The 17,709-nt window shown below is 59.9% G+C and carries 13 protein-coding genes; 4 read left to right on the top strand and 9 right to left on the bottom strand.

Features of this window, described 5'->3' with window-relative positions:
- Positions 1-66 precede the first annotated feature (66 nt).
- From DRW39_RS01315 to DRW39_RS01300, 4 genes are read left to right on the top strand one after another with little or no spacing between them, the layout of a single operon-like run.
- The gene (locus DRW39_RS01315; protein WP_116105186.1) at positions 67-1,281 is read left to right on the top strand and encodes a DUF4856 domain-containing protein; all 1,215 of its coding nucleotides are present in this window, start codon (positions 67-69) and stop codon (positions 1,279-1,281) included.
- A 7-nt stretch (positions 1,282-1,288) separates the two neighbouring features.
- Positions 1,289-2,332 (top strand): imelysin family protein, encoded by a 1,044-nt coding sequence (locus DRW39_RS01310; RefSeq protein WP_116105185.1) that lies wholly within the window; start codon positions 1,289-1,291, stop codon positions 2,330-2,332.
- Positions 2,316-3,632, top strand: a complete 1,317-nt coding sequence (locus DRW39_RS01305) for an HTTM domain-containing protein (protein WP_116105184.1) — start codon at positions 2,316-2,318, stop codon at positions 3,630-3,632. Before DRW39_RS01310 ends, DRW39_RS01305 begins: the two co-directional genes overlap by 17 nt.
- Positions 3,622-6,108 (top strand): TonB-dependent receptor domain-containing protein, encoded by a 2,487-nt coding sequence (locus DRW39_RS01300; protein WP_116105183.1) that lies wholly within the window; start codon positions 3,622-3,624, stop codon positions 6,106-6,108. Before DRW39_RS01305 ends, DRW39_RS01300 begins: the two co-directional genes overlap by 11 nt.
- Positions 6,109-6,120: 12 nt before the next feature.
- Here DRW39_RS01300 and DRW39_RS01295 read toward each other — a convergent pair whose 3' ends face one another.
- The 9 genes from DRW39_RS01295 to DRW39_RS01255 form a co-directional block, all read right to left on the bottom strand.
- Positions 6,121-6,609, bottom strand: a complete 489-nt coding sequence (locus DRW39_RS01295; protein ID WP_116105182.1) for a phosphoribosyltransferase family protein — start codon at positions 6,607-6,609, stop codon at positions 6,121-6,123.
- 23 nt (positions 6,610-6,632) lie between these two features.
- Positions 6,633-8,909, bottom strand: a complete 2,277-nt coding sequence (glgX, locus tag DRW39_RS01290; RefSeq protein WP_116105181.1) for a glycogen debranching protein GlgX — start codon at positions 8,907-8,909, stop codon at positions 6,633-6,635.
- Between the two features lie 114 nt (positions 8,910-9,023).
- The gene (locus DRW39_RS01285; RefSeq protein WP_232830030.1) at positions 9,024-9,386 is read right to left on the bottom strand and encodes a CoA-binding protein; all 363 of its coding nucleotides are present in this window, start codon (positions 9,384-9,386) and stop codon (positions 9,024-9,026) included.
- 185 nt (positions 9,387-9,571) lie between these two features.
- Positions 9,572-10,222 carry a MarC family NAAT transporter gene (locus DRW39_RS01280; RefSeq protein ID WP_116105179.1) on the bottom strand — a complete coding sequence of 217 codons (651 nt, stop codon included), beginning with the start codon at positions 10,220-10,222 and terminating at the stop codon, positions 9,572-9,574.
- Positions 10,223-10,256: 34 nt separating this feature from the next.
- Positions 10,257-10,523: a hypothetical protein gene (locus DRW39_RS01275; RefSeq protein WP_157975851.1), complete on the bottom strand. Its 267-nt coding sequence runs from the start codon at positions 10,521-10,523 to the stop codon at positions 10,257-10,259.
- 29 nt (positions 10,524-10,552) lie between these two features.
- On the bottom strand, positions 10,553-11,725 hold the full coding sequence (locus DRW39_RS01270; protein WP_116105177.1) for a thiolase family protein: 1,173 nt from the start codon (positions 11,723-11,725) through the stop codon (positions 10,553-10,555).
- A 42-nt stretch (positions 11,726-11,767) separates the two neighbouring features.
- Positions 11,768-14,167 carry a 3-hydroxyacyl-CoA dehydrogenase/enoyl-CoA hydratase family protein gene (locus DRW39_RS01265; protein WP_116105176.1) on the bottom strand — a complete coding sequence of 800 codons (2,400 nt, stop codon included), beginning with the start codon at positions 14,165-14,167 and terminating at the stop codon, positions 11,768-11,770.
- Positions 14,168-14,493: 326 nt separating this feature from the next.
- Positions 14,494-15,252, bottom strand: coding sequence for a hypothetical protein (locus tag DRW39_RS01260; protein WP_157975850.1), 759 nt, complete (start codon positions 15,250-15,252; stop codon positions 14,494-14,496).
- Between the two features lie 2 nt (positions 15,253-15,254).
- Positions 15,255-17,708, bottom strand: a complete 2,454-nt coding sequence (locus tag DRW39_RS01255; protein WP_116105174.1) for a YfhO family protein — start codon at positions 17,706-17,708, stop codon at positions 15,255-15,257.
- Between the last annotated feature and the right edge of the window lies 1 nt (position 17,709).

Raw genomic sequence — 17,709 nt, 5'->3', positions numbered from 1 at the left:
TCTGGCCGGACCGCGATGCCTACATTTGCGCTTATTAAGACTCATTAAAGATAACCAAGCCGTTCGATGACCCGCCTGAAGTTTCTCCCCAGCCTCCTGTTAGTCCTGTTCTTTGCTTGCGATGATGACGAGCCCATGTCGCCCACCCTTCAGGTTCCGGAGACCTATACCTTCGAGCGGCAGGGGACGTCTACCGTCAACTTCGAGGGGCAGCAGACCCGGATCGCGATGGCGGAGGAGCTCATCGACGGTATGATGGTCCCATCTAACACCGAAGCCGAGCTGCAGGCCATGTTTCGCAACGAAGGGCCCAACGGCGAAGACGTCGAACCCTACGCCAGTGCCGAGTTGAACGCCGCCACCCAATCCATTCGGAGCAAAGTCGCCGCCAGCCGCGACTATTTCTTTGCCGATGCGACCACTTCCGCCCTCATCAAAGCCGATTTCGACCTATGGTTGGAAGCCCAAGCCGCCGAGGTGTTCCCCCGTTGGGACGAGCTGGCCACGGCGGGGCAAGCCGGCCAAATCGCCGACGGGAGCCGCGCCCGCTACGTCAACGCCAACGGCCTGGAATACAACCAGGTGTTCGCCAAGTCGCTGATCGGTGCGCTCATGGTCGACCAGGCCCTGAACAACTACCTCAGTCCGGCCGTGCTCGATGAAGCGGACAACCGCGCCAATAACGACGGTGGCCTGACCGAAGACGGCCAGCCTTACACGACCATGGAGCACAAGTGGGACGAAGCCTACGGCTACGTTTTCGGGGCCGCCGTTGACCCCGCCGATCCGCTGCCCACCCTCGGAGACGACGACAGCTTCCTGAACGAGTACGTCCAGCGGGTCGACGCCGACCCGGATTACACCGGCATCGCTGAAGATATCTTCGACGCTTTCGTCCGCGGACGCGCCGCTATCGTCGCCGGCGACTACGCCGAGCGGGACGCGCAGGCCGACATCATCCGCGAACTGGTCAGCCGCGTCATTGCCGTACGCGGCATCTTTTACCTGATGCGCGGCGCGGACGCGATCGAGACCGGCACCGCCACCGCGGGCTTTCACGCCCTAAGCGAGGCCTATGGATTTGTATACAGCCTCCAGTTCACCCATGACCCCGCCAGCGACGCTCCGTATATGGACCGGGCAGCCGTCATCGAGGCCCAGCACGCCCTGGTAGCCGATAATGAGAACGGACTCTGGACGGTCAGCCCCGCTACGATCCGCAGCCAGGCCTCCCTTATTTCCGATGCCTTTGGGTTGACCCTGGCCGAGGCCGCCGAATAGACTATCCATGAAACCCTTACACCTTATCCTTTTCGCCTTTTCGCTCACCTTCCTGGCCTGTGATCCCCAGGCCGGCGACGACGACCCGGACCTAACGGACAACTTCGATCGGGAAGCCATGCTTGCCCACTGGGCGGATAACGTGATCGGACCCGCCGTCCGCCGATACGACGTAGCCCTGGCGGACCTGGATATGGCTACGACGGTGTACCAGGCTAATCCGAACGACGAACACCTGGACAGTGTGAGGGTCCGCTTTGAACGCGCCTACCTCGCCTGGCAGCGCGTCGACCTCTTCGCCTTCCGGGGGGCGGAGGATTCGCAGCTGCGCGAGCGGACCAATACCTACCCCACCGATACCGCACGCCTGCTGACGGAATCGGACGCCAACCTGGAACTGCCCTCGAATTTTGACGTGCAGGGCTTTCCCGCCCTCGACTTCCTGCTCTACGGCACGCCCGATCCGGAAACGCACAAGGATCGGATCGCCGAACTCGTCAAACGGATTCAGGATCCCGTCACGCCCTTCCTGCTCAGCTGGGAGGGTAATTCCCGCGACAGCTACGTCGAAAACTCCGGCAGCAGCGCCAACGCTTCCGTCGACCGGACGGTGAACCACTTCATCTTCTACTACGAAAAGTATCTCCGCGCCGGCAAGGTCGGCATTCCGGCGGGGGTGTTTTCCAGCGATCCCATGCCGATGCTTGCCGAGGCGCCCTACCACGGAGAGCTCAGCAAGTCGCTGTTCCTGGAAGCCCTCGCTGCCTCCGAAGACTTCTTCACGACTTCCCCTGGCCTGGCAGAATACCTCGATGTCCTTGGCGTCGAGCGCGACGGTCAACCGCTCAGTGCACGCATCAAGGCCGGCTTCGCCGACGCGCGTGCCGCCGCCTCCGGGCTGGATGCCGACTTCGCCACGCAGGTGGAGGACGACAACACGGAGATGCTCCAGCTCTACGACGCACTGCAGCGCAATGTCATTCTCCTGAAGGTCGATATGCTACAGGCCCTCAACATCAGCGTAGATTACGTGGATGCGGACGGAGACTAGCGCGGCACCGCTTATCGTATTTCGGATCGGCTTCGGCCTGATGATGCTGCTGAGCATCATCCGCTTCTGGGCGTACGGTTGGATCTACAAGCTTTACATCTTCCCCGACTTCTTTTTCTCCTACCGCTACTTCGAGTGGGTCAAGCCGCTCGGCGAGTGGACCTACGCCCTCTTTGCCGTGGCCGGGCTTTCGGCCTTCTGCGTGATGATCGGCTACCGCTACCGGATCGCAATCTTGGTCTTTTTCCTCAGCTTCACCTACATCGAGCTGATGGACAAGACCACCTACCTCAACCACTACTACTTCGTCAGCCTGCTGGCCTTTCTACTAGTTTTCATCCCCATTCCGGCGGGTTTAGGGGCGGCGGAGCGCAGGAAAAGCGCTAATACCTTCTACCGGAATGCACTTCGGATTTTCGTGGGGGTGGTGTATTTCTACGCCGGCCTGGCCAAACTCAATTCCGACTGGCTGCTCCACGCCCAACCCCTCGCTACCTGGTTGCCGGGGCGGGACCATTTCCCCCTGGTGGGCCCGCTTTTCCGCGAGCGCTGGGTCCACTTCGCTTTTGCCTGGGCCGGAGCGATCTACGACCTGGCCATCCCCTTCCTGCTGTGGTGGCGACGTAGTCGGCCGGTTGCTTTCGTCCTGGTAGTGGTCTTTCACGTGATGACCTGGGTGCTTTTTCCGATCGGCATGTTTCCGTGGATCATGATCGTCAGTGCCCTGATCTTCTTCGACGACGATGCGCACCGGAGTATCGTTGCCAGCCTGCGAGCCGTGCTTCCGCGCTTCGGTACCCGGACCAAAACCCGCAGGACTGGCCCGTACCGGGCACCGGCGCTGGCCCAGGCGGCTATCGTCGCGGTACTCGCCTACCACTTGCTGTTCCCCTTCCGCCACCTGCTGCAGCAGGACGAACTGTTCTGGACGGAGAATGGCTTCCGCTTTTCCTGGCGCGTCATGCTGATCGAGAAGGCCGGCATGGCCACCTTCCGGGTGGAGGATCGGGCCGGAGACCAACGCATAACGGTGAATAACCGGGAATTCCTGTCCACCTTCCAGGAGAAACAAATGAGTACCCAGCCGGATTTCCTGCTGGAGTTCGGTCATTTTCTGGCCGACCATTACCGCGCGCAGGGCTTTACCGAGCCGGCCGTCTACGTGGAGAGCTACGTTGCCCTGAACGGTCGCATGAGCCGGGCCTACGTGGACCCCACCGTGGACCTGACTACCATTTCCCCAGACGATCCCCCCCGGACGTGGCTGCTACCCTTTGAAGAAGATATCTATGGATTTTAGGTACCGCGTGCTGGTCCTGCTGTTGTTTCTATTTACCGCCACCGTAGTTGGCCAGGAAGAGCTGGCAATCATCGTTACCGACTCCGCCGGCAGCGCCCTTCCGGGGGTGGAGCTGTTCGTGGAAGAATCCGGACGGGTAGTTACTACCGACCTTACCGGATCCGCTTTTATCCTGCGCCCCGCCGCCCAAAACAGCCTGGTAACGGCCTTTCGGGTGGGGTACGCGACCCAACAGTTTACCGTAGGGCCGGCGGACACCTTGCGCCGCGTCGCGCTCCTGCCGCTGAGCCAGACCCTTAGCTCCGTAACGGTAGTCGGTGAGATCGAGGAACGGGAAGCCCTGACACGCCTGCGGGCCGTGGAAGGGACGGCTATCTACGCCGGCCGGAAAACGGAGGTCGTGAGCCTGGATGCCCTGACGGTCAATCTCGCCACGAACCAGGCCCGGCAGATATACGCGGAGGTATCGGGGCTCAACATTTACGAAAACGACGATGCCGGTCTGCAGCTCAACATTGGCGGGCGGGGGCTGGACCCCAACCGGTCGGCCAGCTTCAATACCCGGCAGAACGGCTACGACATCAGCGCCGACGTACTCGGCTACCCGGAGAGCTACTACACGCCACCGGCGGAAGCCCTGGCCCGGATCGAGGTCGTCCGGGGCGCGGCAAGCCTGCAGTACGGCACCCAATTCGGGGGGCTGGTCAACTTCGTCTTTCATGAGCCGGACCGGACCAAAGGTTTCAGCCTGCTGACTCGCCAGACGATCGGAAGCAACCGGCTGTTCACCTCCTTTAATAGGTTGAGCGGCCAGCTCGGCCCGTTAGGATACTACGCGTTTTACAACCGCAAACGGGGCGACGGATTCCGACCCAACTCCGGATTCAGCTCGGATAATGCTTTCGTCCACCTCGACTACGTGCCCCGCAATCGCAGCGGCGATCCTTCCGCTACGAAGATCAGCTTCGAGTACACTTATCTGGACTACCTGGCGCAGCAGGCCGGGGGACTGACGGACGCCGCCTTCTACCGAGATCCCTACGCCAGCATCCGGGAAAGAAACTGGTTTGCCGTCGACTGGCAGTTGTACAGCCTCCGCCTGGATCACCGCTTCAGCGATCGCCTGAACTTTAGCTTGAATGTCTTCGGGCTCGACGCCAGCCGCCGCGCCGTGGGCTTCCGCACCAACCGGGTCAGCCAGACTGACGACCCCGAACAGGCCCGGGACCTGCTCGTAGGCAACTACCGTAATTACGGGGCGGAGGCCCGCTTGCTGCGTCGCTACTCCCTCGGGAAGCAGACCGCCATCGCCCTCCTGGGAGCGAAGGTGTACCGGGCCGACAATACCGCGCTGCAGGGACCGGGAAGCGCCGGGGCCGACCCCGACTTCACCCTGGCTACCGATCGCTTCCCGAGCTACCCCAGCCAGTCGAGCTTCACCTTTCCGAACCTCAACGTAGCCCTTTTCGGGGAGCACATATTCTACCTGTCCGATCGCCTGAGCCTCACGCCCGGGGCGCGGTTCGAATACATCCGCACCGCCAGTGAGGGCAGCTACCGCCGCTTCGATTACGACCTGGCGGGCAATCCCATTCGCGACCAGGAATTCACCGACGACCGGGTCTTCGAGCGCAACTTGCTGTTGCTTGGACTGGGACTGAGTTACCGCCGCAGCGACGCGCTAGAACTTTTCGCCAACGCCAGCGAAAACTACCGCTCGGTCACCTTCAACGATATCCGGACGGTCAATCCGAGCTTCCAGGTGGACCCCGACATTCGCGACGAACGGGGCTTCACCGCCGATGCCGGTCTGCGGGGACGCGCGGGTCGGTGGGTGTACAACGCCAACGTTTTTGCCATCCGCTACGGCAACCGGCTGGGCGAGGTACTCACGGCCGAACTGCGAACGAATGCCGACGGAGCGGAAGTGGAAACGGGCCGCATCATCCGCCTGCGCAGCAATATCGGGGAGGCCTACCTCTACGGCTTGGAAACCCTCGTGGAATGGAAAGCATTCGAACGGGAAGAAAACGGCAAGGGACCAGCCTCCGCGTTGACGCTCTTCGCCAATACCAACCTCACCGATTCGCGCTATACGGCCTCCGACATTCCGGGGGTGGAGGGCAAGGCCGTGGAATTCATTCCCCGCCTAAACCTGAAGACCGGCCTGCGCTTCGGCTATGGCAACCTGCTCGGGTCACTGCAGTACAGCTATCTCAGCGAGCAATTCACCGACGCCAGCAACGCACCGCAGGACCGGCGGGACAATCAAAGCGGCATCGTGGGCAGCATTCCCGCTTACGGGGTAGCCGACCTGAGCCTGAGCTATGGCTGGAAGGGGCTCACCCTGGAAAGTGGGATCAATAATCTCTTCGACGAGGTCTATTTTACCCGGCGGGCAACGGGTTACCCCGGGCCGGGCATCATCCCCAGCGCACCGCGCACGTATTACCTCACGGTGGGATTTCGATTGTAACTGACAGTAAGGCTATTCCAGCAGAGCGGCATCTTCTTCTCCGAACTCCACGAGAATATTATCCCCGAGGGTAGTCGACAGGACCAGACCGCTGTAGGTTACGTAGATCGGATATTCCTTATGGCGGCGGTCGACCAGTACGGCCACTTCGATCTTACTCGGCAGCACGGTATGCAGTGCGCCGAGGGCATAGAACAGGGTGCGTCCGGTATTGGCTACGTCGTCAACGACCAGTACCGGTTTACCCTCCAGCTCCCGGACATCGTGATCCAGCTTCGGCCCCTTCTCCAGGGGATGACGGGGATCGATCTGGAGATTCCACAGATGCAGGGGGGCGTCGGATAGCGTCCGTAGCCCCCGGGAGAGGCGGCCGGCCAGTTCCATGCCCCGGTTATTGACACCGAGAATGTACAGTTCCGTCTCGGCGGTATTGTGCTCAAGTATCTCCATAGCCAGGCGGGTGACCTTGGCATCGATCTGACGGTGCGTCAGTAATTGCATAGCGGGTGAGTTTGCCGTCCAGCTTATTCCTGGATCATCTGCAGCAATTTACGCACCTGCTCGACAATGGTCACCTTGCGCTGGCCGGTGGCATCGCGGTTGGCCTGACGCAGCTTGAGGCGGAAGGTGTAGAGACTGCGGGGCCCGAGCAGGAAGGGCTCGTCGGCGACGTAGTCTCCGGGCTTCGGTATCTCACTGGTGTGGGTATCCACCAGTAGTTCCCAGCGCGTAAATTCTTTTACACCGGGCAGGGTGAATTCCACGCCTTCCCAGTAGGCATTGAGAATGACCAGGAAGATGTCGTCCTTGATCCGTTTACCTTGCTCGTCGTACTCATCCATTCCCTCCCCGTTGAGGATCATGCCGATACAGAGTTGGTTGCCGTCGTTCCAGTTGTCGTCGGTCATCTCGTGGCCCGAAGGATTGAGCCAAAGAATGTCACCGATGTGGGAATCGTGGATCTTCAGCCCGCTAAAGAAGCGACGCCGGTGGAAGACGGGATTTTCGCGACGCAGGGTAATCAGGTAACGGGTAAACTCGTACAGCCCCTTCCGTTCTTCGTTCCACTCCCAGTCGAACCAGCTGATGGGGTTGTCCTGGCAGTAGGCGTTATTATTCCCGAGCTGAGTGCGTCCGTATTCGTCGCCCATGCAGATCATGGGCACACCCTGGCTGAAGAGGAGCGTTGCCAGTTGGTTGCGCTGCATGCGCAGGCGAAGTTGGTTGATCTCCGGATCGTCGGTGACCCCCTCGACGCCGCAGTTCCAGCTGTCGTTGTGGGTTTCCCCGTCGCGGTTATCCTCCTGGTTGGCCAGGTTGTGCTTCTCGTTGTAGCTGTAGAGATCACGCAGCGTAAAGCCGTCGTGGGCGGTGACGAAGTTGATGCTTGCCGCCGGACGGCGACCGCTTAGTTCGTAGAGGTCGCTACTACCCGTGAGGCGGTAGGCCATATCGGCCACGCCGTCGGAACCTCCTTTCCAGAATTCCCGGACATCATCGCGAAACTTACCGTTCCACTCCGACCAGAGTACCGGGAAGGCACCTACCTGGTAACCACCGGGGCCGACGTCCCACGGCTCGGCAATCAGCTTGACCTGACTGATGATGGGGTCCTGGTGGATTGTATCGAGGAAGGTACTCAGCTTACCCACTTCGTACAGACCCCGGGCGAGTGCGCTGGCCAGGTCGAAGCGGAATCCGTCGACGTGCATCTCCGTGACCCAGTAGCGCAGACTGTCCATGACGAGCTGCAGCGAACGGTTGTGGACCATATTTACGGTATTTCCCGTACCGGTATAGTCCATATAGTACTCTTTATCGTCTTCGACCAGCCGGTAGTAGGCCTGGTTGTCCAGCCCTTTCATCCCCAGCATCGGACCGAAGTGGTTTCCCTCGGCGGTGTGATTGTAGACGACATCCAGAATCAACTCCAGTCCGGCCTTGTGAAGTGTTTTGACCATATCCTTAAACTCGATCACCTGCTCGCCGGCGCGACCCGAGGCGGCGTAGTCGGCGTGGGGGGCGAAAAAGCTCTGGCTGTTGTAGCCCCAGTAATTCCGCAAGCCCTTGTCGAGCAGGTGGCTGTCCTGGACGAAGTGGTGGACGGGCATGAGCTCGACGGCGGTGATGCCCAAATCCTTGAGGTATTTGATGGTTACCGGGTGGGCTAGGCCGGCGTAGGTGCCGCGCAGTTCCTCGGGGATATCCGGATGCTGCTCGGTCAAACCCTTGACGTGCATTTCGTAGATGACCGTCTCGTGCATGGGCGTTTCCAGGCGGACGTCGTCTTCCCAATCGTACGACGGGTCAATGACTACCCCCTTCGTAATGTAAGGCGCGCTGTCCTGCTCGTCCATCGTGAGGTACCGCTTGGGGTCCTCGCTGTTAATGGGGTACGGAAAAACGGCGGGGTGCCAGTCGATTGTGCCATCGATTGCCTTAGTGTAGGGATCGATGAGTAACTTATTGGGGTTGAAGAGGTTACCCGATTTTGGGTTCCATTCGCCGAAGGCGCGGAATCCGTAGCGCCAGCCGGTCTCCAGCCGGGGAATGAAGCAGTGCCATACCTGGTCGGTCTGCTCCATCATCTGAATGCGGTATTCCTCCTTATTGGGACTCTCCCGACGGAAGAGACACAGGTCCATGCGGGTAGCGCGTTCGCTGAACACGGCGAAATTCACGCCCGCCGGCGACCAGGTAGCCCCGAGGGGGTACGGCCGGCCGGGCCATACTTCTATATCCTCGAACTTGCCGTAGGGCTTACGCTCCTGTAGGGTGGCAATGGTTTTTTCTTTTGTCATAAACTGGGTTCACGCCCGATTGCCGAGCAAACGGTTAGTGTGAATTTTATTCAATGTAGAATGTGAATGTAACGGTACCCGGTCGGCTGCGTTCACTGCCGTTATATGCGGGCGCTAGTAGGAACCGCCCGCCAGCATGACCAGGGTGCAGCCCGTCACCGTTTCGATCCCGTTCTCCCGCGCCAGACGCATGAGTTCGCCGTTTTCCGTGCCGGGGTTGAAGATGATGCGGCGGGGAGCTACCCGCAACAGCCAGTCGTAGTATTCCGGCTGGTGCTTCGGCCCGACGTAGAGGGTAACGGTATCGACCTCGGGTACGTCCGGCTTGCCGTTCAGGATCTCGCGGCCCTGTAATTCACCGGACTTGATGCCTACGGGAACGATCTCGTGTCCGTGGCGCACCAATCGCTCGGCGGCGATGTAGGCGTACCGGGTCGGGTTCGGCGTCGCACCCAGAATTAAGGTTGTTTTGTTCAAGTGTTGAATAGTTTCATTTGGGGTAGCGGAGCCAGCCATAATCGATGGGAAGCCGGTGGACAAATGTCCCATCATCCGCTTCTTTCGAATAGGCTATCGGGGGCAGACTTGCATAAAGGAAACTACCTGAAGGGCATCCGGTTCTATCCTGGTCCCCGTAAATCACTTGTTTAACGGTCCACGGCCTATTTCCGCATCATTTCCACCTGCGGCCAAATATCGCCCACCAGGCTCACCAGACCGAACAGCAGGAGCTGAATACCGATGGCCATAACCAAAAAGCCCATGATGCGGCTCAGGGCAGACAGACCGGCACGACCCAGTAAGCGGAACAGCAGCGGCGCGTAGTGCAGGGTCACGAACACCAGTAGGGCCATGACCGCCACGACGCCTACGATCAGCGCGCTTTTCGTGTATCCCTGCTCGCCGGCCGACAACCCTACCAGCAATGAAATACTCCCCGGACCCGACAACATCGGCATCGCCATGGGCGTGAAGCTGATATCCTCCTTTGCCTGCGCTTCCTCCTCGATTTCGTGGGAGATACGCCGGCGTTCGGCTTTGCTATTGAGCAGACCGTAACCGCTATTGACAATGATGAGGCCACCGGCGATGCGCAGTGCGTTAAGCGAAATACCGAAGAAATTCAGAATGAGCGAACCGGCAAAAAAGAAAACGACCAGGATGATCATGAAATACATTGCCGTGCGGCGGGCAGACTGCGCCCTTTCCATCCGGTTGTAGTCGTTGGTCAGGGTAAGGTACATGGGTACCGCGCCGAAGGGATTGACGACGGAAAAAAGCGAACCGAGGGTGGCGAAGAAAAAGCTAATCATGGAGCGAAGAACACCCGCCAAAGCAGGGGGTTTCCTACCCTTTCCCCCGCCACTCGAGCGACCGTCTGTTCATGATTTCGCAAGTCGATCGGTCCGCCATCACTTGATGCCCGAGGCTGAGCGCCCGACGTAATTGCGTTTCGTCCAACTGGTGAATGGCAGGCTTTTTACTATCCAGCGCTTTCTGCCATTTTTTTTCAAATAAATGATCGTAGACCACCCGCAGGAAGCAATGGTTATGGACAATCGGGTATCCGCCCGCGCGCGCGGCCTCCGGAAACTGCCGGTTTGCCATATCCATCAGCTCCTGGCGGAGTGTATCCCGCGACACTATAGCCGCTCGTAGATACCCGCGATTCCCTGTCCGCCACCTACGCAGGCCGTGACCATGCCGTACTTCAGCTCGCGCCGCTTCATCTCGTCCAGCAGCTGAATGGACAGCTTCGCGCCCGTACAACCCAGGGGGTGCCCCAGCGCGATCGCGCCGCCGTTCACGTTGACGATCTCCGGGTCGAGGCCGACCTCCTTTATGACGGCCAGTGACTGGGTCGCGAAAGCTTCGTTGAGCTCGACCAACTGAATGTCTTCCAACTTCAGACCCGCCTGCTTCAGGGCCTTCGGGATGGCTACGCAGGGTCCGATGCCCATGTACAGCGGATCCACTCCGCCCACGGCGCAACTGACCAGCCGCGCAACGGGCTCGAGGTTGAGTTGCCTGACCATTTCCCCGCTCATTACGATCACGAAGGCTACGCCGTCGCTCGTTTGGCTGGAGTTGCCGGCGGTTACGACGCCGTCCTTCTGGAAGACCGAGCGAAGTTTGCCCAGGGCTTCCATGCTGGTACCCCGGCGGACGCCTTCGTCCTGGTCGACGGTGTGGCTGCTGGTCTGTTTCTTGCCGTCCTTCACGAAGACCTCCTCGACTTCGATCGGTACGATCTGGTCGGCGAAGAGTCCTTCATCGATGGCCCTGGCCGCACGTTCGTGGCTGCGTACGCTGAAGCGATCGGCCTCCTCGCGGGTGATGCCGTACTTCTTCGCGACGGCCTCCGCGGTGATGCCCATGCTGACTACGTAATCGGGCGTATCCTTCGCCACCTCATAGCTGGGAGCGAGCTTATAACCGGTCATCGGGATGTGGCTCATGCTCTCGGCGCCACCGGCTACGAAGCACTCCCCCATTCCGGCCTTGACCTTGGCAACCGCCATGGCGATCGTTTCCAGGCCGCTGGCGCAGTAGCGGTTGACGGTAACGCCCGGGACGGATTTGCCCAGGGCGCGCAGACTGATCTGGCGGCCGACCTGCAGGCCCTGCTCCCCTTCGGGGTTGGCACAGCCGACGAGTACGTCGTCCACGATCTTGGGGTCGATCGCCTCGTTCCGGTTGAATAGTTCCTTGATGACCCGAACCGCCAGGTCGTCGGAACGGAAGTTCTTAAATCCTCCCCGACCTGCTTTTCCTACCGCGGAGCGAAGGCCGGTTACTATATATGCGTCTTTCATGATTTTTCTTTAAGATTGATGGACCAGGCTGATGGCGAAGGCTTAGTTCCGCAGCGGTTTGTTCGTCTGCAGCATATGCTGGATACGCTCCAGGGTTTTCTGTTCGCCACAGAGGCTGAGGAAAGCTTCCCGTTCGATGTCGAGTAGGTATTGCTCGCTCACCTGTTGGGTGCCGGTCAGGTCGCCGCCGCACAGTACCCAGGCCACCTTCTTGGCGATCTTGATGTCGTGCTCGCTGGCAAAGTGCCCGCGACGCAGTTCGTTGGCCGCGGCGTAAAGAGCGGCAAGACCGCCCCGGCCGAGCACCGTGATATCATCGCGCTGGCGGGGCATGGTATAGCCGTCATCGGCCATGTCGAGGACCATTCGTTTGGCCTCTACGATGTTGCGGTCCTTATTGACGACCACTTTGTCGCGGCCCTCGATGAGGTAACCGTAGTTGTAGGCCTCGTAGGCGCTGGTCGAAACGGAAGCCATGGCGATGGTCTTGAAGCGATCGATCAGCGTGGGGATCATCACGTCACCCTCGAAGAAACTGTCGCTGGCCCGCAGGGCGAATTCCTTGGTGCCCGCACCGGCGGGGATCACCCCGATGCCGGCCTCTACGAGCCCGATGTAGCTTTCAGCGGCTACGGCGGCCCCGTCGCAGTGCATAACGGTCTCGCAACCGCCACCGAAGACGTAGCCCTGGGTAGCGGCAACCACCGGGATAGCGCTGTAGCGCAGCCGCATGACGCTCTGCTGGAAGAGATTGACCGCCATATTCAGCTCGTCGAATTCCTGCTGGTAAGCCAGCTGGGCAATCATCATCAGGTTAGCACCGACGCTGAAGTTATCGGCGCCGTTGCCGATGACCAGCCCGCGCCAGCCTTCTTCTTCCAGTTGGGTAATGGCCTCCTGGTATCCCCGGAGGACGCCCTCGCCAATGCTGTTGTGGGCACTGGTGAATTCCAGACAGGCCACCCCGTCGCCGATGTCGTGGACGGTAATTTCGCTGTTCTTATAGACCGGTTTCTGCTCGCGCAGGTTATCGAGGATGATGAAGTTTTCCGTACCGGGCTTGACCTTGTAGGTTTTGGTCTCCACGTCGTAGTACTTCAGCTGGCCATCTTCCCGCTTGTAGAAGCTATCGTGGCCGGCGGACTGCATGTCCTTGACCCATTGCGGGATCGTCGCCCCGTCATTTTCGGCGGCGTCTATGCCGGCCTGGAGACCGACCGCATCCCAGTACTGGAAGGGGCCCATTTTCCAGGCGTAACCCGCGCGCATGGCGTCGTCAATGCTGTAGATGTTATCGCTCACCTCGGGGATCCGGTTAGCGCTGTAGGCGAATAGCCCGCCCAGCATCCGATTCACGAACTGGCCGCCCTTATCGTCAGCCCCGAAGATCGCCTTCACCCGGCGCGGCAGGTCATCGATCTGCTTGGCCGTCTTCAGGCTGGGAATATCTTCCCGTTGGGGCTCCTCGTATTCAAGGGTCTTGAGGTTGAGGCCCAGAATGACCCGGTTTCCCTCCTCATCGGTAGTTTTCTTATAGAAACCCTGTCCGGACTTATTACCTAAAAACTTATTGTCGAGCAGGAACTGGTAATACTGTGGTATCTCCATCACGGCACTGGCCTCGTCGTCGGGCGCGTTCTCGCGGATCCCGGTCATGACGTGGGCACCGGTGTCGTGTCCTACCAGGTCGCCGAGACGGAAGGTGCCCGTCTTGGGCCGTCCTAGGGCGGGGCCGGTCAGCTGGTCTACCGTCTCGATCCGCAGACCGAGTTCGTCGGTCAGCGCGTAGCTCTTGGAAAGGCTGTAAACGCCAATCCGGTTGCCGATGAAGGCTGGAGTATCCTTCGCCATTACCGTGGTCTTACCGAGGTAGAGATCGCCGTAATGCATGAAAAAATCCAGCACTTCCTGCTTCGTATCCGGACCGGGAATGATCTCAAACAACCGCAGGTAGCGGGCCGGATTGAAGAAGTGAGTCCCGCAGAAGTGCTGCCGGAAGTCCTCACTCATTCCCTCCTGGATCATGCGGATGGGTATACCGGACGTATTGGTGGTGATCAGGCTACCCTTCCGACGAACCTTATCAACCTGTCCCAGCACTTTCTGCTTGATGTCCAGGCGCTCGACGACGACCTCGATGATCCAGTCGTAGTCACCCAGCTTGTCCATATCATCGGTGAAGTTGCCAACGGTGATACGCTTCGCAAAATCCTTATCGTAGAGGGGTGCGGGCTTCGACTTGATGGCGGTCTGCAGGGCCTTCATTGCTACGGAATTCCGGACCTGGGGGTTGGTTTCCGTCTCATCCATATCGCGCGGGAGGATATCCAGCATCAGGACGTCCAGTCCGATATTAGCAAAGTGGCAGGCGATGCCGGAACCCATTACACCGGAGCCAAGTACGGCGGCGCGGCGGATTCTTCGTTGGGTGTGCTTGGTCATATCATGATCGTTTAGCGAAAATTCGCTGGCTAAGGTAGATAAAAAGGAGTTTGGGAGCCAAAGGTTGAATGGACGTGTTGATCCGCCCTGGCTCTTCTGTCGGGGCACGGCCTGCCCGCGAGACTGATGGCCAATTTGCCATACGTCTGAGGCTCAGCGTATGGCAAATTGGCTTTCGAGCTGGTAGCAGGCAGCGTCGAGCTTGGATATCGGGTTGTCTCGGGATGCTCCACGCAAAACCTTACCGGGATAAGCTGGCTCCGGTTCGCTGCCGGCGAGGGCTTTTAGCATGACGACGGCATTTCAGGCGCCGAGCCTGCTGGCCGTCAGTCCCGTCCGGTAAAGGTCTGGTGGATGATGTACCCTTTCTCCGACTTTTCATCCCAGCTCTGATCGGCACATTCACTCAGGCACTGGGTATAGCGCGCGTCCAAGAAGCGTTCGACGAGGCCTATGCCCGGGGCGTACCATTCATATGCGTTCCGGTAATTGACCAGGTTATCGAATACCTCGGCCTGGCGAACGATGACGAGGCTGTCCAACTGGGCGCCGGTACGCAAAGTAGCGGAGGTATCTACCCGGGTGTAGCGGTAGTTCCAGCCATCATAGACATCCAGGAGCTCTCCTCCTACAAAGACCGAGCGGCGCGAATCGAAGGCGGCGTTGCCGTCCCAACTCGTTCCCTCGCGGATGGGACTCACCAGTTTGGTGAAGGTCAGGTTGTCCTCGGAGCGGACGATCGCCGATCCGTCGCGCGTCACGGTGAACGTCTGCTTGAAGCGGTAGGGAGCAAATTCATTGTTGCGTTCCCAGCGTTCACCGCGGTAGTAGGTCAGGCCATCGGCGCCCGTAAACGTTTCTACCAGGGTCTCGCGGGCCTCCGTGGTACTGCTGTCGTAGCGTACGCCGCCGACTTCCCGCCGCAACACGACGCTGTCGACGCGGTAGTAAATGGGGCGGTTTAATTCCAACGGATAGTACGTGGCCAGCTTATCGGCCATCGGTTCTAACGTTTCCTCCTCACAGGAAAGAAAGCTCAGCAACAGTAAACAAAGCAAGCAAATGGGGGCAGTCAATCGTAACATCCTCAAACGGTTGGGCGGGTGGATCGATAGCGATATACCAGGGCGACCACCACGCCAATCAGGATCAGAACGCTACAAATCAACGAGATGGTGCGCCCGAGGGAATAACTGGACGGCTCGAAGCTCATAACGATTTCGTGATCCCCGGCCGGTACGGGAAGCGCGCGCAGGGCGTAATTCGCGCGGATCAGGTCTACCGGCTGTCCGTCGATCGTCGCCTCCCAACCGAGATCGGGCCCGTACCAAATCTCGGAGAAAACGGCTAGCTGGTCGCTGTTGGAACTGAAGCGGTAGACGAGCCGGTTCGGCGCGTAACTCGTCAGTTCGATGCTGCCCGTACCATTTGGTTCTAGGGCGGCGAGCGCAGGTTTAAAGCTTTCGTCAACGATAGCTGTGTTTTTCAGATCGTCTACCGTTCCCAGCGCGGCAAATTCCGCATCCGCACCATTGACGTAATCGATGCGGTCGACCAGCCAGGCGTTCCCGTAGGCCTGGGGGTTTTGCTGCGCCTGGAGGGCGCCGCCTTCCCCGGGGATCAAAAAGTATTTGGTATTCAGCATATTGATCACGTCCGGATCGCGCGGCCCGAGGTACCCGTCGATCAGGTCCTGGTAGCGGCGCATCTTCACGGCCGAATACCCACCGAGGCTATTGTGGAAGTAGCTCGTCAAGGCATCCTGATCGAGAGGGCGCGACAGGTTCAGCACCCGGTAATAGGGGTCCGGGTCCTGCATGATCTGCTGATCGGCGGCCGTAGGCTGCACCTGATTGTTTACCGCTCTGACGGGCTGAAAATCGTCGTGCGACAGGTAGCGGCCGTTGATGCCGGCAAAGTCCGCTAGTCCGAGTAACCCGATCGCCAGGGCGGCCCAGGTGAGCGATAGCGTTCCCTTCCACAGGAGATAGAGCGTGCCGAAGGTCAGTCCGACAAACAGGAAACTGCGCATGGCATCGTCGAAGTAAACCCCGGAACGCGTCGCCTCCAGGGCACCAACGAGCTGATTCACATCCCCCTGCCCTCCGGTAAAGCGGGCGATTTGTGCGGCGTCCTGTGCGCTCGTATAATCGATGGTGAATCCCAGCAGCACCACCAGGGCACCGAGGGCGGCGGCCACGTAGCCGGCCAGTTTCAACTGTCGCCCGGCGGCAGTGGGGTCCGTAGCGGAGAGGACCGTCCACCGGTGAAGTCCCAGCAAACCGAGGGCAACCATCAGGAAAGAGGCTACACTGAGGGCGGAGTTGGGCGTCCGGAAGTTGTTGAGCAGCGGCAGGTTGTCAAACAGCAATCGATTGATCAGGCCCCCGTTGCTACCAAGGCTCAACAAAAAGATGAGGGCCGTCCCCCCGGCCAGCCAGATGCGCGAAGCCGTCGAAGCGGTAAACAAGCCGAAGATGAATAACGCCCAGGCCAGTGCCCCCAGGTAGATCGGTCCTTCGGTGAAGGGCAGGCTGCCGTGGTACAGGGGCGCCGGAAAGGTTGCCGGAACGCGGAATCCGGCCCGTGTCATGGCCTGTCCGAAATCGCTGCCCCGGTCGATCATCTGCCCGCTGCCCCCGCCGGCGGCCATGGGGGCGTAGGTGGCCAGCATATCCTTGAAGCCATTGCTCCATTGCATGGCATAGTCGTAGTCCAGACCGCCGGACGCGGCGGCCTTGGACGCTCCCTGGGTTGCGGCGGGGTCGGTGAGCACCGCCCCACCCCGCATGGACTGGGGCAGGTACTCCGACGTGGTCAGGAGATTACTCGCTCCGGCGCCGAGGGCCAGCAGCAGACCGACCACCAATACTCCCATCGCTTTGCCGAATACCGCGAGCGTCCCCTGCTGGTAATGCCGGATCAGTTCGGCGATTCCGAGGAAGGGAAGGGTTAGCCCGAAGTAGTACAGCATCTGGGGGTGGTTGACCAGAATAGCCAGCCCCATACCCAGGGCGAAGACCGCTCCCCCAAGCAGGTAGCGGGCGCGGAAGGCCAGCAGCACGCCGGCGGCAACGAGGGGCAAATACATGATCACCCCCAGCTTACTGACGTGCCCGGCCTGGTAGAGCACGATGTTATTCGTGGCAATGGCCGTGGTTATGGCCCCCGCCAGCGCCAGCCAGTGATTCACGCCCAGCAGGATCATCATCAGGTAAAAGGTGAGCATGCCACAGAAGACGTAGCCCGCCGGACCGCCCATGAAACCCCGGAAAAGCCGGTTCGCCACGGTGAGCTGGTTCCCCTCCGAGACGGCCGATATCTGGTAGGTGGGCATACCGCCGAACATGGCATTGGTCCAGTTGGTCCGTTCGCCGGTGGCCTGCCGAAAGTCGGTGATCTCGCGGGAGGCGCCCCGGTACTGTACGATATCGCCCTGGCGCAGCGCCTCTCCCTGGAAGTGTGGAAGGAAGAGCACGATGACCGTCACGAAAAAGACGACAAGGGCAATTAAATGGGGCCAGAATTGCTTGAGGTTCATA

The sequence above is a fragment of the Lewinella sp. IMCC34191 genome (assembly GCF_003390935.1).
Lineage (GTDB): Bacteria > Bacteroidota > Bacteroidia > Chitinophagales > Saprospiraceae > Neolewinella.
The sequence above is the reverse complement of the archived record's forward strand: the minus strand, read 5'-3'. Positions and strand labels throughout refer to the sequence as shown.

What these genes read in the sequence shown, in the direction of transcription:
- DRW39_RS01255 (WP_116105174.1), bottom strand. Translation starts at nt 17,708, where the DNA reads ATGAACCTCAAGCAATTCTGGCCCCATTTAATTGCCCTTGTCGTCTTT.
- DRW39_RS01275 (WP_157975851.1), bottom strand. Translation starts at nt 10,523, where the DNA reads ATGGATATGGCAAACCGGCAGTTTCCGGAGGCCGCGCGCGCGGGCGGA.
- DRW39_RS01300 (WP_116105183.1), top strand. Translation starts at nt 3,622, where the DNA reads ATGGATTTTAGGTACCGCGTGCTGGTCCTGCTGTTGTTTCTATTTACC.
- DRW39_RS01265 (WP_116105176.1), bottom strand. Translation starts at nt 14,167, where the DNA reads ATGACCAAGCACACCCAACGAAGAATCCGCCGCGCCGCCGTACTTGGC.
- glgX (WP_116105181.1), bottom strand. Translation starts at nt 8,909, where the DNA reads ATGACAAAAGAAAAAACCATTGCCACCCTACAGGAGCGTAAGCCCTAC.
- DRW39_RS01315 (WP_116105186.1), top strand. Translation starts at nt 67, where the DNA reads ATGACCCGCCTGAAGTTTCTCCCCAGCCTCCTGTTAGTCCTGTTCTTT.
- DRW39_RS01260 (WP_157975850.1), bottom strand. Translation starts at nt 15,252, where the DNA reads ATGTTACGATTGACTGCCCCCATTTGCTTGCTTTGTTTACTGTTGCTG.
- DRW39_RS01270 (WP_116105177.1), bottom strand. Translation starts at nt 11,725, where the DNA reads ATGAAAGACGCATATATAGTAACCGGCCTTCGCTCCGCGGTAGGAAAA.
- DRW39_RS01295 (WP_116105182.1), bottom strand. Translation starts at nt 6,609, where the DNA reads ATGCAATTACTGACGCACCGTCAGATCGATGCCAAGGTCACCCGCCTG.
- DRW39_RS01310 (WP_116105185.1), top strand. Translation starts at nt 1,289, where the DNA reads ATGAAACCCTTACACCTTATCCTTTTCGCCTTTTCGCTCACCTTCCTG.
- DRW39_RS01305 (WP_116105184.1), top strand. Translation starts at nt 2,316, where the DNA reads ATGCGGACGGAGACTAGCGCGGCACCGCTTATCGTATTTCGGATCGGC.
- DRW39_RS01280 (WP_116105179.1), bottom strand. Translation starts at nt 10,222, where the DNA reads ATGATTAGCTTTTTCTTCGCCACCCTCGGTTCGCTTTTTTCCGTCGTC.